A 16,717-nucleotide genomic window follows, 5' to 3' on the forward strand; every position below is an offset into this window, starting at 1 on the left:
TCCGACTACACCGGCTCCTCGGACACCGAGCCGCACACGGTGAACGCGGCGGCCACCACCACCACGGTCGCCGGTTCGCCCAATCCCTCCGTCGTCGGCGAAGACGTCATCGCCACCGCAACCGTGGTCGCCAACGCACCCGGAGCCGGCACACCCACCGGCAACGTCACCTTCGACTTCGGCGACGGATCACCCACCGTCACCGTGCCCCTGATGAGCGGAACGGCGACCACACCGCCCCACGCCTACACCAGCGTCAGCGGCAGCCCCTACACCATCACCGCCACCTACACCGGAACCTCCGACTACACCGGCTCCTCCGACACCGACACGCAAGACGTCAACCCGGCGCTGACGGACATCACCCTCGTCGACTCCCCCGACCCGTCGGTCGTCGGCGAGGACGTCACCGCCACCGCAACGGTGGTCGCCGTGGCTCCCGGAGGCGGGACGCCCACCGGCAGCGTCGACTTCGACTTCGACGACGGAACTCCCGTCGTGAACGTCCCCCTCGACGGAACCGGCACCGCAACCACCCCCGTCCACGCCTACACCACAGCCGGGGTGTACGCCATCACGGCCACGTACAACGGCAACGACGACTACCTGGTCTCGTTCGACGCCGATCCGCACGTCGTGAACCCGGCAGACACCACGACCACGATCATCAGCGATGACCCCGACCCTTCCGCCATCGGAGAAGACGTCACCGTCACCGCAACCGTCGTCGCAGTCGGGCCGGGAGGTGGCACGCCGACCGGAACCGTCGACTTCGACTTCGGCGACGGCAACACCGCCGATGACGTCCCCCTCGACGGAACCGGCACCGCAACCGCCCCCGTCCACGCCTACGGCGCATCCGGCACCTTCACCATCACCGCCACCTACGACGGAGCCGCCGACTACAACATCTCCGACGACACCGAAGACCACGACGTCGTCTAGTCCACCGGCAGACCTGTTCCTGCACCGCAGGACGACGCCGGGCCGTCCCGTCAGGGGCGGCCCGGCGCCGTGCGTCCGCCGGGGCACCGGCAAGCGGGTCGAGCCCGGTCCGCCGAACCGAAAAGGCCGGGGCGGCACCTCCGCACAAGGTGCCGCCCCTGGTTGCCGGAACCGCCCCGGGGGCTGAGGGCCGCCCGCGATCCTGGGCGGGCGAACCCCTGTGGTGGCTCCGGTGCTTGCGCTCCCCGGTCGTCAGCGCGAGTCGCTGCCCTGGCTCTCCGCCGCCGCGCGGCCGGCTTCGAGCCGGGCCACCGGGATCCGGAACGGCGAGCAGGAGACGTAGTCCAGCCCCACCTCGTGGAAGAAGTGGACGGACTCCGGGTCGCCACCGTGCTCACCGCAGACACCCAACTTGAGGTCCGGACGGGTCGCCCGGCCGGCCTCGACGGCACTGCGCACGAGCGATCCGACGCCGTCGCGGTCGATCGTCTCGAACGGGCTGACCCCGAAGATGCCCTTCTCCAGGTAGGCGGTGAAGAAGCTCGCTTCGACGTCGTCGCGGGAGAAGCCCCACACCGTCTGGGTCAGATCGTTGGTGCCGAACGAGAAGAACTCCGCGGCCTCGGCGATCTGCCCGGCCGTCAGCGCGGCCCGCGGCAGTTCGATCATCGTGCCGAGGGTGAGCTTGAGGTCGGTGCCGGTGGCCTGCTCGACCTCCGCGATCACCTTCTCCGCCTCCTCGCGGACGATCTCCAACTCCTGCACCGTTCCCACCAGCGGGATCATGATCTCTGCCCGCGGGTCGGTCTTCCCGTTGCGCCGCTCGGCCGCGGCCTCGGCGATCGCCCGTACCTGCATGGCGAACAGCCCCGGGATGACGAGACCGAGGCGCACACCGCGCAGGCCCAGCATGGGGTTCTGCTCGTGCAGCTTGTGCACGGCCTGGAGGAGCCGCAGGTCGTTCTCGTGCTTCTCGTGCCGGGACTCGGCCAGCGCCACCCGCACCGACAGGTCGGTGATGTCGGGCAGGAACTCGTGCAGCGGCGGGTCGAGCAGCCGGACGGTGACCGGAAGTCCGTCCATCGACTCGAAGAGCTCGACGAAGTCGGCCTTCTGCAGCGGCAGAAGGGCACCGAGGGCCTCCTCGCGCTCGTCGTCGTGGTCGGCGAGGATCAGTCGCTCGACCATCTCGCGGCGCTCGCCGAGGAACATGTGCTCGGTGCGGCACAGACCGATGCCCTGGGCGCCGAACCGGCGGGCGCGGGCGGCGTCCTCGGCGTTGTCGGCGTTGGCGCGCACCCGCAGCCGTCGCACGCGGTCGGCATACGCCATGATCCGGTGCACGGCCTGGACGAGCTCGTCCGCGTCGTCGGCGCCGGCGTGCATCCGGCCCTCGAAGTACTCGACGACGGGGGACGGCACCACCGCCACCTCGCCGACGTAGACCTTGCCCGACGAACCGTCGATGGAGACGATGTCGCCCTCCTCGACGACGACGCCGCCGGGCGCCGTCATCCGCCGCCGCTTGGTGTCGACCTCCAGCTCCTCGGCGCCGCAGACACAGGTCTTGCCCATGCCCCGGGCGACGACGGCCGCGTGCGAGGTCTTGCCACCGCGCGAGGTGAGGATGCCCTCGGCGGCGATCATGCCGTTCAGGTCGTCGGGGTTGGTCTCACGGCGGATCAGGATGACCTTCTCGCCGGAGCGGGACCACTTGACGGCCGTGTACGAGTCGAAGACGGCCTTGCCGACCGCCGCACCGGGGGAGGCGGCGATGCCGCGGCCGATCCTCTGCACGCCCTCGCGGCCGGTGGCGTTCTCGTCGAACCGCGGGAACATCAGCTGCGCCAATTGGGCGCCGTTGACCCGCTGCAGGGCCTCGGCCTCGTCGATCAGGCCTTGATCGACGAGTTGGGTGGCGATACGGAAAGCGGCACCGGCGGTGCGCTTGCCGACACGGGTCTGGAGCATCCACAGCTTGCCGCGCTCGATGGTGAACTCGATGTCGCACAGGTCCTTGTAGTGCGTCTCGAGGGTTTCCATGATCTGCATCAGCTCGTCGTACGACTTCTTGTCGAGCGACTCGAGGTCCGCGAGCGGAACGGTGTTGCGGATTCCGGCGACGACGTCCTCGCCCTGGGCGTTCTGCAGGTAGTCGCCGTACACGCCCTGGTGGCCGCTGGCCGGGTCGCGGGTGAAGGCGACGCCGGTGCCCGAGTCGGGGCCGAGGTTGCCGAAGACCATGGAACAGACGTTGACGGCCGTGCCGAGGTCACCGGGGATGCGCTCCTGGCGCCGGTAGAGCTTGGCCCGGTCGGTGTTCCAGGAGTCGAAGACCGCGCGGACCGCGAGGTCCATCTGCTCACGCGGCTCCTGTGGGAAGGAACGGCCGGTCTCCTTGAGGACGATGGCCTTGAAGTCCTCGACGAGCTGCCGGAGGTCGGCCGTCTCGAGGTCCACGTCGGTGACGGCGTTGCGGCCCTTCTTGGCCTCCTCCAGCGCCTCTTCGAAGAGGTCGCCGTCGACGCCGAGAACGGTCTTGCCGAACATCTGGATCAGCCGGCGGTAGGAGTCCCAGGCGAACCGCTCGTCGCCCGCCTGTTCGGCCAGCCCGGCCACGGACTCGTCGGACAGACCGATGTTGAGGACGGTGTCCATCATGCCCGGCATGGAGAACTTGGCGCCCGAACGCACCGACACCAGCAGGGGGTTGTCGGGTCGGCCGAGCTTCTTGCCCATGCGGTTCTCGAGTGCGTCGAGGTGACGGCTCACCTCGTCGCGCAGTGCCGGGGGCTCGGTACCGCTGTCGAGGTAGACCTTGCAGGCCTCGGTGGTGATGGTGAATCCGGGAGGAACGGGAAGGCCGAGGTTGGTCATCTCGGCGAGGTTGGCCCCCTTCCCGCCGAGCAGGTCCTTGAGGTCCTTGTTGCCCTCGGTGAAGTCGTAGACGAACTTCCGGGTTTCGGCCTGTCCTGCCTGGGTTTCTTGGTTTACCGGCACGGGTTCTCGACACCTCGCTGGGGATACCCCCGGACGAAAGTCTCGGGGAGGCTGCCCTGACGGCGGGGAGCGTACCCAGATCGAAGGCGTCTGCGTACGTCCACTCGGCCGTCGTCCGTCTGCAACCACTCGGCTGCCGCGAGATCGAATGTGATACAGCCCACTGGACCTGCAATCCTTGGGGTTGCAGGCCGTTCAGGCCATGCGTTCAGAACTTGAACTCGGATGTCCCGTTCAATCCGTCGTGACGGATTCCTGCCTGCACGCTTTGCTCCCCATGTCGTTCGGTGCATCGAGAAAGCGAACACAAATGAAGTGGCACCCGGTGCCACCCGTTGGAGAGATGCATCCGCCTCGACGGCAGGGGGCGCCGATTCCCAAAATCGCTCATCTGAGCGCAGCCCTTATCAAGGTGGCGAGAATCACGCCCTCTCCAGGGGTCAGATCTCACTCACTGGACACATGAGCGGGCCATGACGCTCGAATGAGCGCTTGAAAGTCGACGCCATCCGTGCGAGTCTCGCGGAGGCCGGCGGCAACAGCCGAGGCACGGAGTGCCGCATTTCGCTGGGCGTCAGACCCGCAGCGCGGCGAGGCGGGCGTCCGCCGTGCCGGGCGCATAGAGCTGCTCGACGACCATCGCTCCCGCTCCGGCCAGGCCCGCCCGGGCGCCCAGCCGCGAGGTGACCACATCGAGGTGCGCGGTCGAACGGGGCATGGCGCGTTGATACAGCAGCTCTCGCACACCGGTGACGAACGGCGTTCCCGCCAGATCGCCCGCGATCATCAGCACCCCGGGATTGAGCACACTCACCACGGTGACGAGCACCGCCCCGACCCGGCGTCCCGCCTCGCGGGCCAGCCGGACGGCGTCGGGATTGCCCGCCGCCAGCTGCTCGGCGACCTCGAAGCCGTACGTCACCGGCTGTCCGGCCGCTGCGAGCTCTGCGGCGAGCGCCCCGCCGCTCGCCACTGCGGCCAGACAGCCGTAGGAGCCGCACATGCACAGCGCGTCCGGGCAGTCGTGCAGGCGGATGTGCCCGATGTCCCCGGCGCCGCCGTCGATGCCGCGGTAGACACCGCCGTCCACCACGAGCCCGGCGCCGATCCCGGTGGAGACCTTGACCAGCAGGAACGCCGAGCAGTCCGGGTAGCCGGTGCGCTGTTCGGCGAAGGCCATGAGGTTCGCGTCGTTGTCGACGAGCACCGGGAGTTCACCGCCGGCGGGCGTCCCCATCTGCCCGGCCACGGCCTCCCGGAACCGGTCCGGGATCGGATACCCGTCCCAGCCGGGCATGATCGGTGGCTGCACCACCCGACCGGCGGCGTGGTCCACCGGCCCGGGCACTGACAGCCCGGCACCGCAGACCTTGCCGGGCTCCGCCCCGGCCTCCTCCAGGAGCGGGCCGAACCAGCCGCCGAGCCGGTCGAGGACGGCGTCCGGGCCGTCGGCGAGGACGAGCGGGCCCGTGCGCTGGGCCAGCACCCGCCCGTTGAGGTCGAGCACGGCGGCACCGGCCTGCCGGGTCTCCAGGTCGGCCGTGAGCACGACTCCGTGCGAACCGTCGAACTCCAGGCGCAGGGAGGGCCGTCCGCCGGTACGGGCATCGGCGGGACGCCCCGCGGTCTCCCGGATCCAGCCGGCGTGGAAGAGCTCGTCCAACCGGTGGCCCACGGTGGAGCGGGACAGGCCGGTGGCCCGCTGGAGCTCACCGCGGGTGGTGGCCGTGCCCTCCCGGATGAGCCGGAGCAGATGTCCTGCGCCGGCCTGGTTCCCGGTCGTCCCGATTCGCCCCGTCATCGATCCGCGTCCCTGCCGTTCGGTGTTCAGCTCGTGTCGGCCGCGCCGCCGCCCTCGGCGCCGGCGACGATCTGCGGCCAGGAACAGAAGTACCACGGGTGCCGTGAGCATGACGGAGCCGGCCACCGCGCTGCCGCGCACCCCGCCCCCGTCACAACACTCGTGCCGTACGGGCGAGTTGGGAACGCATGCACCGGGCGGCCGGGCCGGGCAAGGGCCGCCGGGAGAGCCGCTCGCCGGGACCCGCCGCCCCGCCCCGGCCTCTCGAACCATGCCTCGCCTTCATTGCCCCGCTTTGCGTCCTCGTTGCACGCACCACAGGGCCAGTTATGTATTTTCGCAATACTTATCCCTAGGCTACCTTCGACGAAACCGATCCGGAGAGGTACCGATCGATGCGCACGACCGTCGGCCACGACCACCCCGCGCCCTCATGACCCCCACCACAACCGCACCGCACACCACCACCGGCCGCCCCCTCGAGCCGGGACAGCTGCGCAGCGCCGCCCAACGCGTCCTGACCGGCAACTGGGCCGGAGCCTCCACCGTCCCCTCCCGCGGGCTCTACCCCCACCAGTGGAGCTGGGACTCGGCGTTCATCTCCATCGGCCTGCGGCACCTCTCCGCCGAGCGTGCCCAGCAGGAACTGGAAACGCTGCTGCGCGCCCAGTGGGGGGACGGACGCGTCCCCCACATCGTGTTCAACCCGGTGGTGCCCCTCGACGCCTACTTCCCGTCCCCCGACTTCTGGCGCTCCTCCACCGCGGGCGCCGCAGCCGGAGCACCCGCCGGAATCGAGACCTCCGGGATCGTGCAACCTCCGGTCCACGCCCTGGCCGCCTGGCTCGTGCACCGCGCCGACCCCAAGACCTCACACCGCCGCGGCTTCCTCCGCCGCGTCCGGCCACGGCTGGCGGCCTGGCACCGCTACCTCGCCGAACAGCGCGACCTGGGCGGCAGCGGCCTGATATCGGTCGTCCATCCGTGGGAGCCGGGGATGGACAACAGCCCCTGCTGGGACGGGCCGCTGTCCCGGATCGAACCGGCGGACGCAGGCACTTTCCGCCGCGCCGACCTGGCGCACGGCGATGCCGCCGACCGCCCCACCGACCTCGATTACGGCCGCTACGTCCGGCTGGTCGCCGACTATCGTGACCGCGGCTACCGCGATCTCGTCGCCCCGCACTCCTTCGCCGTCGAGGACCCCGGCGTCAACGCCCTCCTCGTCGTCTCCGAGCACGCGCTCGCGGAGATCGCAGCGGAGACGGGCGCCGACCCCGCGCCGCACCGCGCCCGGGCCCGGGAGCTGACCGAGGCGCTCGTCGGACGGCTGTGGGACGAGGACGCCGGGATGTTCCTCTGCCGGGATGTCCGCGGCGGCGAGCCGATCCGGGAGCGGAGCGTCACGGGCCTGATCCCGCTGATCGTCCCCGGACTGCCGCGCCGGGTCGTCGACGCCCTGCTGCGGACGGCGTCCGGACGGCACTTCGGGCTCGGCACCACCGTGCCGCTCGTCCCCAGTTACGACCTCCAGGGTCACGCCTTCGACCCGCACCGCTACTGGCGCGGGCCGGCCTGGTTCAACACCAACTGGCTGCTGGAGCGCGGCATGCGCCAGTACGGCGAGACGGCCCGCGCCGACGCCCTGCGCGCATCACTGATCGACGCGGCCGGTGCCTCGGGATTCGCGGAGTACGTCGATCCGTTCACCGGCGAGGCCCGCGGCACCCGGGACTTCAGCTGGACCGCGGCTCTCGCCCTGGACCTGCTCACCGCCGGTCCGGCCGGCCTCGAAGCCGCTCCCGCCCCCGCCGAAGACCCCGCCCCCACGACACAGACCGGAGACATCGGATGACCACCACGGAGAACCGTCTGCTCGTCCACGACGGAACCTTCGCCGCCCTCTCCCCCTCCGGTGACATCACCGGCGCCCCGAGCACGTCCCCGGACGGTCTCTTCCGGCGCGACGCCCGGCACCTGAGCCGCTGGCAACTGACGCTGGACGGGGCCGAACCGGCCGTCCTGGTGCCCGTGGCCACCGGGGAGCAGGCAGCGGGCGTCCTCACCCCGGCCGGGGTCCGCGGCGAACCCGCCCGGTACACCGTGTTCCGCGAACAGGCTGTCTGCGACGGCACATTGGTGGAGACCCTGCGCCTGACGGGCAACACCGGCGAGGCCGTCGACGTGACCGTGGCGATCACCGCCGATGCCGACTTCGCCGACCAGTTCGAGCTGCGGGCCGACCACAACGACTACGACAAGCCCGGCGCCGACCGCACCTGCCGGTCGCTGCCCGACGGCGTGGAGTTCGGCTACCGGCGCTCGCACTGGCACTCCCGGACGACCGTCACCGCGCACCCCCGACCCGAGGCCGTCGACGCCACCGACGACGGCGCCCGGCGGCTGCGCTGGACCGTGCCGCTCGAGCCGCACGGCACCGCCGAACTGGCGCTGCGCGTGTCCGCCCGCCCGGACGGCGCACCGGAGCCGCCCGAGGCCCCGGCCACCCCCGCCGCCGTCGCAGCCCGGACCTCCGCGGACATCGCGGAGTTCACCGCCGCGGCCCCCGACCCGGCCGCGGAGACCGAGTGGCCCGAGCTGCGGCGCGCCTGCGAGCAGGGGCTGACGGACCTCGCCGGGCTGCGCGTACCGGCCCTCGGGCCGGACGGCGAGGAGCTGCGGGTGCCCGGGGCGGGCGTGCCGTGGTTCCTCACCATCTTCGGCCGTGACTCGCTGCTCACCTCGCTGTTCGCGCTCCCGTACCGCCCGGAGCTTGCGGAGGCCACGCTGCCCGCCCTGGCCGCCGTGCAGGCGACCTCCGACGACCCGGCGCGCGCCGCCCAGCCCGGCAAGATCGTGCACGAGATCCGCCACGGCGAACTCGCCGCCTTCGGTCAGGTGCCGTTCGGCCGCTACTACGGCACCGTCGACGCCACCCCGCTCTTCCTCGTCCTGCTCGGTGCCTTCACCGAGCGGACCGGCGACGAGCGGCTCGCCCGCCGGCTCGAGCGGCACGCGCGGGCAGCCGTGACCTGGATGGAACGCCACGGCGGGCTGGACGAACGGGGCTACCTCCTCTACCGGGCCGACGAGGGCGGCCTCGCCAACCAGAACTGGAAGGACTCCCCCGGTGCCATCTGCCGGGCCGACGGTACCCAGGCCGAGGGCGCCATCGCCGTGGCCGAGGCGCAGGGCTACGCCTACGACGCCCTGCGCCGCACCGCCCGGCTGGCCCGCACCGTCTGGTCCGACACGGCCTACGCGGACCGGCTCGACGAGGCCGCGGACGATCTGAAGGAGCGATTCGCCCGCGACTTCTGGCTGGATGCGGAGGACTTCCCGGCGCTCGCCCTGGACGGCGAGGGGCGGCGGATGGACGCGCTCGGTTCGGACGCGGGTCATCTGCTGTGGTCGGGCATCCTCGGCCAGGAGCGCGGCGAACGGGTCGGCCGGCGGCTGCTGGAGCCGGACTTCTTCTCCGGCTGGGGCGTGCGCACGCTGGCCGCCGGCCAGGCGGCGTACCAGCCACTGTCCTACCACCGGGGCTCGGTGTGGCCGCACGACAACGCCGTGATCGCCCTCGGCCTGGCCCGGTACGGGCTCGGCGAGGAGGTCCGCAGGATCGCCGAGGGCGTGGTGGCAGCCGCGGCCCGCACGGGTTACCGGCTGCCCGAGGTGATGGCCGGATACGGGCCGGACGAGCACCCCGACCCGGTGCCCTACCCGCACTCGTGCTCGCCGCAGTCGTGGGCGGCGGCGACTCCGCTCGCCCTGCTCACCGCCCTGCGGGACACGGCGCAAGCCTGACATCGCACCCGCCGAACGCCGCCGAGCCCGGGAGGCCCGGCGGCGTTCGGCGTCCCCGGAGTCCCGGCCGCTCAGCCGCCGGAGGTGTCGAGTTCCGCGTCCTCGCCGATGCTCGCGCAGTCGTACGGGTCGTCGAGCCAGCCGTCGGGCAGCACCACGCGGTTGCGGCCGGACGTACGGCCGCGCGGGCCGTCCGCGCCGGCCGGCCAGGGCTGGTCCAGGTCGAGGCCGTCCAGCAGTCCGCCCAGCTCGGTCAGGGAGGACGTCACGGCCAGCTTGCGGCGCATGTCGGAGCCGATCGAGAAGCCCTTGGTGTACCAGGCGACGTGCTTGCGGAAGTCGATGACGCCGCGCGCCTCGTCCTCCAGCCACTCGCCCAGCAGTTCCGCGTGGCGCAGCATGATCTGCGCGACGTCCTTCAGTGTCGGCTCGGCGGGCCTGCCCGTGCCCTCGAAGGCCGCGACGAGGTCGCCGAACAGCCAGGGCCGTCCGAGGCAGCCGCGCCCGACGACCACGCCGTCGCAGCCGGTCTCGCGCATCATGCGCAGCGCGTCCTCCGCGGACCAGATGTCGCCGTTGCCGAGGACGGGGATCTCCGGGACGTGCTCCTTGAGCCGGGCGATCGCTTCCCAGTCGGCGGTGCCGCCGTAGTGCTGGGCGGCGGTGCGGCCGTGCAGGGCGATGGCAGTGACGCCCTCCTCGACGGCGATCCGGCCGGCGTCCAGGCAGGTGAGGTGGTCGTCGTCGATGCCCTTGCGCATCTTCATGGTCACCGGGAGTCCGCCGGCGCCCGCGACGGCCTCACGCAGGATGGCGCGGAGCAGATGGCGCTTGTACGGCAGCGCCGATCCGCCGCCCTTGCGGGTGACCTTCGGGACGGGGCAGCCGAAGTTGAGGTCGATGTGGTCGGCGAGGTCCTCGTCGGCGATCATGCGGACGGCTTTGCCGACGGTGACCGGGTCGACGCCGTAGAGCTGGATCGAACGCGGCTTCTCGGTGCCGTCGAAGCGGATGAGGCGCATCGTCTTGGTGTCCCGCTCGACCAGGGCCCGGGTGGTGATCATCTCGCTGACGAACAGGCCCTTGCCGCCGGAGAACTCCCGGCACAGGGTGCGGAACGGTGCGTTGGTGATCCCGGCCATCGGGGCCAGGACGACCGGCGGCTGCACCGTGTGCGGGCCGATCTGCAGCTGCGTCATCGAGGGGTTCCTTGCGGGGTACGGCGGTGTGCGGTCTCCCATTGTCGCGCACGCCGGAGGGGGCGGGGCCGGAGCGTCCGGGGGAGATCGATGTAGCGTTCAACCATGCCCGGTCTCAGCCCTCGGCGGCGTCTGCTCGTCCTCGCGATCTGCTGCATGAGCCTGCTGATCGTCAGTCTCGACAACACCGTCCTCAATGTCGCCCTTCCCTCGATGCGCCGGGAGTTCGGCGCATCGGTCTCCGGCATGCAGTGGACGATCGATGCCTACACCCTGGTGCTGGCATCGCTGCTGATCCTCTCGGGGTCCGTCGCGGACCGGATCGGGCGCCGCCGGGTGTTCCGGACCGGGCTGATCGTCTTCACCTTGGGCTCGGTGCTGTGCAGCATGGCGCCCGGGCTGGGGTGGCTGGTGGCGTTCCGCATGGTGCAGGCGGTCGGCGGCTCGATGCTGAACCCGGTCGCCATGTCCATCATCGCCAACGTGTTCACGGACCCCCGCGAACGGGCCCGGGCCATCGGTGTGTGGGGCGGCGTCGTCGGCATCAGTCTCGCCGCGGGCCCGCTGGTGGGCGGGGTGCTGGTGGAGACGGTCGGCTGGCGGTCGATCTTCTGGGTCAACCTGCCGGTCGGTCTCGCGGCGCTGCTGCTGACCTGGCTCTTCGTGCCGGAGTCGCGGGCGCCCCGGCCACGCCGGACGGACCCGGTGGGGCAGCTGCTCGTGATCGGCGTCCTGGGCCCGCTCACCTACGCGATCATCGAAGGGGCGGTGATCGGCTGGGGGTCTCCGCTGATCGTGTCCCTGGTCCTCGTCGCCGTCGCCTCGCTGATCGGGCTGGTGCGCTACGAGCGACGGCATCCGGAACCGCTGATCGATCCGCGGTTCTTCCGCAGTGCCCCGTTCAGCGGCGCCACAGCCATAGCGGTGTGCGGATTCGCCGCCCTCGGCGGCTTCCTCTTCCTCAACACGCTGTATCTGCAGGACGTCCGGGGACTGTCCGCGCTGCACGCGGGGCTGTGGATGCTGCCGATGGCAGCGATGACGTTCGTCTTCGCGCCGCTGTCCGGGCGGCTGGTCGGCAGCCGCGGGCCCCGGCTGCCGCTGCTCGTCGCCGGGCCGGCGATGGCGGCGTGCGCCGTGCTGTTCGCGGCATTCGACGCCGGCTCGTCCGTGCCGCTGCTGTTCGGCGGCTACGTGCTGTTCGGCATCGGCTTCGGTCTGGTCAACGCCCCGATCACCAACACCGCGGTGTCCGGCATGCCGCGGTCCCAGGCGGGGGTGGCGTCCGCCGTCGCCTCGACGAGCCGGCAGGTGGGCACCTCGCTCGGGGTTGCCGTCATCGGTGCGGTGCTGACAGCGGGCGCTGCGCGGGGTGCGTCGGAGACGGCGGGCTTCGTCGATGCAAGCCGGCCCGCCTGGTGGATCATCGCGGGCTGCGGGGCGGCCATCGCCGCACTGGGCGCGCTCACCACGGGGTCGTGGGCCCGGGAGACGGCCCGCCGGGCGGCCGTCCGGCTGGAGGCGGAGGACACTCGCCGGGAGGCGGTCGGCTCCCGGTCCTGATGCCCACGCAGCGGCCCGCACGACATCGCGTGCGGGCCGCTGCACGTTCCGCCCCGGTCACGTCTTCGGCGAACAGCCGTCCCGCGACCACCTGCGCGCCGGCAGCGGCGGGGTGTACGGCCGGCCGACGGAGCGGCCGGACCCGCGCGGGCCGCGTCGCTGAACGGCGGTGACCGGGACCGGTGTTCGCCCCACCCACGCCCCGGTGCAGGACGCAGGTGTGCCGGGTCAGACCCGCTCGGACCTCCACCCCGGGTCGCGGCCCGTCGCGGCCAGCAGGCGGTCGAAGGCGGGGGCGTCGTCGGGCAGCGGGACGGGCTCGCCGAAGACCTTCATCGAGCGCGCCATGGGAGCCATGTCGGCCACCATCGCCTCGATGACGCCGGCGCTCGACGGATCGGGGTCATAGGCCTGCCCGGTGGCACGGGCGAGGTCCCAGGCGTGCACGGTCAGGTCGCCGAGCACCATGGCGCCGACCGTGCGCGCCGGGAGGTTCATGCTGCCTGCCACACCCTCGTCGGCCCCGGGGGCCGCCCAGGCCGCGACGAGCTTCGCGGTCTCGTCGGCGAACCGGCCGCGCCACTCGCCCTCGAGGTAGTGGGGTGTCACGGTGAATTCGGCCTGCTGTCTCGCGGCCAGTGACTGGAAGCCGATCACCACGTGGAAGAGGTGGTCGAGCAGTTGGCCCACGGTGTACTCGGTGCACGGTGTCGGCTCCCCGAGCCGGTCGTCGGGTACCGCGCGCACGACCGGCACGGCCCGGCCGGACGCTTCCTCGAGCAGTTCACTGATTCGGGTCGTCATGGGGCGACGCTATGCGGGACCGAAGCCCGGCGGCTTGAAGAAACGCGACATACGATCGGCCCATGACCGGTCCGCGGCGCGACACCCGGGGCATCGTCGACCCCCGGGCCCTGCTCTCGCGGGTGCGCTTCCGCCGGCGCGAACCCGCCGCGCCGCTGCGCCCGTATCTGGAGCACTACTGGCTCATCGACTGGGACCTTGCCGAGCCGTACGCCGCCCACGTCGTGCCCCACCCGTCGGTGAATCTGGTCTTCCAACGGTACGGCGGGCGAACGGAGTTCGGAGAGGTCGCGGGGGTGGGGCCGCAGTTGTCGGCCCACAAGCTCGAAGGTGCCGGGCGGGTGTGCGGCGTGCAGTTCCGGCCCGGCGGCTTCCGGCCGTTCGCGCCCTCCCGGCCGGTGTCGGCGTGGACGGGCCGGAACGTGGCGCACACCGAGGTCTTCCCGGGGACCGGTGACGCGCCCGCCGCCGTGCTCGGGCCGGACGACGAGGACGCCCGAGTGGCCGCGCTCGACGCCTTTCTGCTGGCGGCTGGCCCCCGTCCGGATCCACAGGCCGATCTCGCCATGGAACTGGTCGAGCGGCTGCGCACCGACCGTACCGTCGGGCGCGTGGCCGGCTTCGCCCGTGACGCGGGGCTGTCCGTCAGGGCGCTCCAGCGCCTCTTCGCCGCGTACGTCGGCGTCGGCCCCAAGTGGGTCATCCTGCGCTACCGGTTCCACGAGGCCCTGGAGCGTGCGGGCAGCGAGCGGGAGATCGACTGGGCGGGGCTCGCCGCCGAGCTCGGCTACAGCGACCAGGCCCACCTGGTACGCGACTTCACGGCCACGATCGGCGTGCCGCCCACCGCCTGTCCGCGCTGAGGGCTGCCCGTCCCGCGCACCCGGCAACGGCGGACGCCCCGCCTTCCCACGAGGGGAGGACGGGGCGTCCGGCGGCGATCCGTTCAGCAGCCGAGCAGGCGGCCACCGAGGTAGGACTGGATCTGGTCGAGGGAGACGCGCTCCTGCTTCATCGTGTCGCGCTCGCGCACGGTCACCGCGTTGTCGTCCAGGGTGTCGAAGTCGACGGTCACGCAGAACGGCGTGCCGATCTCGTCCTGGCGGCGGTAGCGGCGGCCGATGGCGCCCGCGTCGTCGAAGTCGATGTTCCAGTTCTTGCGCAGGTCGGCCGCGAGGCCCTTGGCCTTCGGCGAGAGCTGCGGGTTGCGGGACAGCGGCAGCACCGCGACCTTGACCGGCGCCAGGCGCGGGTCGAGGCGCATGACGGTGCGCTTCTCCATGACGCCCTTGGCGTTCGGCGCCTCGTCCTCGTTGTAGGCGTCGAGCATGAAGGCGAGCATGGCGCGGTTGAGGCCGGCCGCGGGCTCGATGACGTACGGGAACCAGCGCTCGCCGGCCTCCTGGTCGAAGAACGACAGGTCCTGGCCGGAGGCCTCGGAGTGCGCCTTGAGGTCGTAGTCCGTGCGGTTGGCGATGCCCTCGAGCTCGGAGAACTCGGTGCCGCCGAAGTTGAAGCGGTACTCGATGTCGACGGTGCGCTTCGAGTAGTGGGAGAGCTTCTCCTTGGCGTGCTCGTACCAGCGGATGCTCTCCTCGCGCATGCCGAGGTCGAGGTACCAGTTCCAGCGCTGCTGCATCCAGTACTCGTGCCACTGCTCGTCCTCGCCCGGCTTGACGAAGAACTCCATCTCCATCTGCTCGAACTCGCGGGTCCGGAAGATGAAGTTGCCGGGCGTGATCTCGTTGCGGAACGACTTGCCGGTCTGGGCGATGCCGAACGGCGGCTTCTTGCGCGAGGTCTGCTGGACCTGGGCGAAGTTGGTGAAGATGCCCTGGGCGGTCTCGGGGCGCAGGTAGGTGACCGAGCCGGAGTCCTGCGTCGGGCCCAGGTGGGTGGAGAGCAGGCCGGAGAACTGCTTGGGCTCGGTGAAGCCGCCCTTGTTGCCGCAGTGCGGGCAGTTGACGTCCGCGAGGCCGTTCGCGGGGAGGCGGCCGTGCTTGGCCTCGTACGCCTCCTCCAGGTGGTCCGCGCGGAACCGCTTGTGGCAGGAGGTGCACTCGGTCAGTGGGTCGGTGAAGGTGGCGACGTGGCCGGAGGCCTCCCAGACCTCGCGGGCGAGGATCACCGAGGAGTCGATGCCGACGACGTCGTCACGCGAGGTGACGACGGACCGCCACCACTGACGCTTGATGTTCTCCTTGAGCTCGACGCCGAGCGGTCCGTAGTCCCAGGCGGCCCGCTGACCGCCGTAGATCTCGCTGCACGGGTAGACGAAGCCACGGCGCTTGCTCAGGCTGACGATGCTGTCGATCTTGTCGGCGGCCACGGTGCTCTCTTCATTACGACGACGAAGGCGGTCGGTGGGATCCGCCGGAACCCGCACACGAGGCGGTACGGCCCGCTGCGGCCCAGCGAATACCTCAGGTTACCGGCGGCGACACCCCTGGGATCAAATCCGTCTCGGCATCCCGGGGGCCGCTCCCCGAGATGTCACCGTAAATCGGTTCGACCCGCTGCCGGTAGACCTCGCCCCGTTCCCGGGCTCGCGGACGGGGCGAGGTCCGCCACCCCCTCTTGTTGACAACCGTTTCCAACATTGTTGAAAATGAGTGTCATGAACATATGTCGCCGCCCGAGGTCCACGCGCGCCGTGGCCGGGATCCTCGCTCTGGGCCTGGCCTCGCTGACCGCCTGCTCCTCCACCGGGACGGCGGACGGCCGCAAGGACGGCACGCTGAACGTGGTGGCGTCGTTCTATCCCATGGAGTACCTCGCCGAACGGATCGGCGGCGACCACGTCACCGTCACCGGCCTGACGAAGCCCGGTGTCGAGCCGCACGACCTGGAGATCAACCCGCGGCAGACCGCTGCCCTCGCCGAGGCCGACGCGGTCGTCTACCTCAAGAACCTTCAGCCCGCCGTCGACGAGGCGGTCATCCAGTCCGGCACCACGAGCGCCGTCGACGCCGGCTCGTTCACCGAGCAGGACACCCACGGCGGTGAGGGCGACGGCCACGGTCACGGCGCCGAGGAGCACGGCGAGGGCGTCGCCGACCCGCACATCTGGCTCGACCCGGTGAAGTACGCCGAGGCCGCCCGGGGTGTCGGCAAGGCCCTGGAGAAGGCGGACCCGGACCACGCCTCCGGCTACCGGAAGAACACCGATGCTCTGGTCGGAGATCTCCGGGCGCTGGACGACGAGTTCGAGTCCGGCCTGAGGAACCGCCGCACCGACACGTTCGTCACCACCCACTCCGCGTTCGGACACCTCGCCGAACGCTACGGCCTGAAGCAGGAGGCCGTCAGCGGGCTCGATCCCGAGGCGGAGCCCAGCCCTGCCAGGATCAGGAGCCTGCACGCAATCGTGAAGAAGGAACGGATCTCGACCGTCTTCTTCGAGACGCTCGTCAGCAGCCGGACCGCCCGAACCCTCGCCGGGGACACCGGCATGCGGACCGATGTGCTCGATCCTCTCGAGGGCATCACCGACAAGTCCAGGGGCGGCGACTACCTCGAGGTCATGCGCGCGAACCTCAAGGCCCTGCAGAAGGCCCTCGGCGCCGCATGACCCCACACCACCCGCAGCAGCAGCGAA

11 protein-coding genes are annotated in these 16,717 nt (G+C 71.3%); 6 read left to right on the plus strand and 5 right to left on the minus strand.

The window, feature by feature from the left end; genetic code table 11:
- Positions 1 to 945, plus strand: a 945-nt coding sequence (locus M1E25_RS16420) for an Ig-like domain repeat protein (RefSeq protein ID WP_251416125.1), incomplete at its 5' end; no start/stop codon positions are given.
- Positions 946 to 1,197: 252 nt separating this feature from the next.
- Here M1E25_RS16420 and ppdK read toward each other — a convergent pair.
- The gene (ppdK, locus tag M1E25_RS16425; RefSeq protein WP_251416127.1) at positions 1,198 to 3,945 is read right to left on the minus strand and encodes a pyruvate, phosphate dikinase; all 2,748 of its coding nucleotides are present in this window, start codon (positions 3,943 to 3,945) and stop codon (positions 1,198 to 1,200) included.
- Positions 3,946 to 4,519: 574 nt separating this feature from the next.
- The gene (locus M1E25_RS16430; protein WP_251416129.1) at positions 4,520 to 5,746 is read right to left on the minus strand and encodes an ROK family transcriptional regulator; all 1,227 of its coding nucleotides are present in this window, start codon (positions 5,744 to 5,746) and stop codon (positions 4,520 to 4,522) included.
- A gap of 433 nt (positions 5,747 to 6,179) precedes the next feature.
- Here M1E25_RS16430 and M1E25_RS16435 point away from each other — a divergent pair, with 433 nt between their 5' ends.
- Entirely contained in the window at positions 6,180 to 7,601 is a 1,422-nt protein-coding gene (locus tag M1E25_RS16435) for an MGH1-like glycoside hydrolase domain-containing protein (protein WP_251416130.1), read from the plus strand.
- A complete protein-coding gene (locus tag M1E25_RS16440) occupies positions 7,598 to 9,553 on the plus strand; it encodes an amylo-alpha-1,6-glucosidase (RefSeq protein ID WP_251416132.1) in 1,956 nt (651 codons plus the stop codon). The genes M1E25_RS16435 and M1E25_RS16440 overlap by 4 nt, the downstream gene beginning before the upstream one ends.
- A gap of 71 nt (positions 9,554 to 9,624) precedes the next feature.
- On the opposite strand, the gene dusB is transcribed toward M1E25_RS16440, so the two are convergent.
- Positions 9,625 to 10,752 (minus strand): tRNA dihydrouridine synthase DusB, encoded by a 1,128-nt coding sequence (dusB, locus tag M1E25_RS16445; RefSeq protein WP_251416135.1) that lies wholly within the window; start codon positions 10,750 to 10,752, stop codon positions 9,625 to 9,627.
- A gap of 105 nt (positions 10,753 to 10,857) precedes the next feature.
- Here dusB and M1E25_RS16450 point away from each other — a divergent pair, with 105 nt between their 5' ends.
- Entirely contained in the window at positions 10,858 to 12,315 is a 1,458-nt protein-coding gene (locus M1E25_RS16450) for an MFS transporter (RefSeq protein ID WP_251416137.1), read from the plus strand.
- Between the two features lie 228 nt (positions 12,316 to 12,543).
- Here the strand turns inward: M1E25_RS16450 and M1E25_RS16455 are convergent, their stop codons facing one another.
- On the minus strand, positions 12,544 to 13,119 hold the full coding sequence (locus M1E25_RS16455; RefSeq protein WP_251416140.1) for a TIGR03086 family metal-binding protein: 576 nt from the start codon (positions 13,117 to 13,119) through the stop codon (positions 12,544 to 12,546).
- A gap of 62 nt (positions 13,120 to 13,181) precedes the next feature.
- On the opposite strand from M1E25_RS16455, the gene M1E25_RS16460 reads away from it, so the two are divergent.
- Complete coding sequence (locus M1E25_RS16460; protein WP_251416143.1) at positions 13,182 to 13,982, plus strand: helix-turn-helix domain-containing protein; 801 nt, start codon at positions 13,182 to 13,184, stop codon at positions 13,980 to 13,982.
- Between the two features lie 83 nt (positions 13,983 to 14,065).
- Here the strand turns inward: M1E25_RS16460 and M1E25_RS16465 are convergent, their stop codons facing one another.
- A complete protein-coding gene (locus M1E25_RS16465; RefSeq protein WP_251416146.1) occupies positions 14,066 to 15,448 on the minus strand; it encodes a glycine--tRNA ligase in 1,383 nt (460 codons plus the stop codon).
- Positions 15,449 to 15,736: 288 nt separating this feature from the next.
- Here M1E25_RS16465 and M1E25_RS16470 point away from each other — a divergent pair, with 288 nt between their 5' ends.
- Entirely contained in the window at positions 15,737 to 16,690 is a 954-nt protein-coding gene (locus M1E25_RS16470) for a metal ABC transporter substrate-binding protein (protein WP_251416149.1), read from the plus strand.
- Positions 16,691 to 16,717 lie beyond the last annotated feature (27 nt).

Source organism: Streptomyces meridianus (assembly GCF_023703325.1).
Taxonomy (GTDB): Bacteria; Actinomycetota; Actinomycetes; order Streptomycetales; family Streptomycetaceae; genus Streptomyces; species Streptomyces meridianus.

Bases quoted from the DNA above. Each gene is read 5' to 3' on its own strand.
- M1E25_RS16470 (WP_251416149.1), top strand. From the start codon at position 15,737: ATGAACATATGTCGCCGCCCGAGGTCCACGCGCGCCGTGGCCGGGATC.
- M1E25_RS16430 (WP_251416129.1), bottom strand. From the start codon at position 5,746: ATGACGGGGCGAATCGGGACGACCGGGAACCAGGCCGGCGCAGGACAT.
- M1E25_RS16435 (WP_251416130.1), top strand. From the start codon at position 6,180: ATGACCCCCACCACAACCGCACCGCACACCACCACCGGCCGCCCCCTC.
- M1E25_RS16450 (WP_251416137.1), top strand. From the start codon at position 10,858: ATGCCCGGTCTCAGCCCTCGGCGGCGTCTGCTCGTCCTCGCGATCTGC.
- dusB (WP_251416135.1), bottom strand. From the start codon at position 10,752: ATGACGCAGCTGCAGATCGGCCCGCACACGGTGCAGCCGCCGGTCGTC.
- M1E25_RS16440 (WP_251416132.1), top strand. From the start codon at position 7,598: ATGACCACCACGGAGAACCGTCTGCTCGTCCACGACGGAACCTTCGCC.
- M1E25_RS16460 (WP_251416143.1), top strand. From the start codon at position 13,182: ATGACCGGTCCGCGGCGCGACACCCGGGGCATCGTCGACCCCCGGGCC.
- M1E25_RS16455 (WP_251416140.1), bottom strand. From the start codon at position 13,119: ATGACGACCCGAATCAGTGAACTGCTCGAGGAAGCGTCCGGCCGGGCC.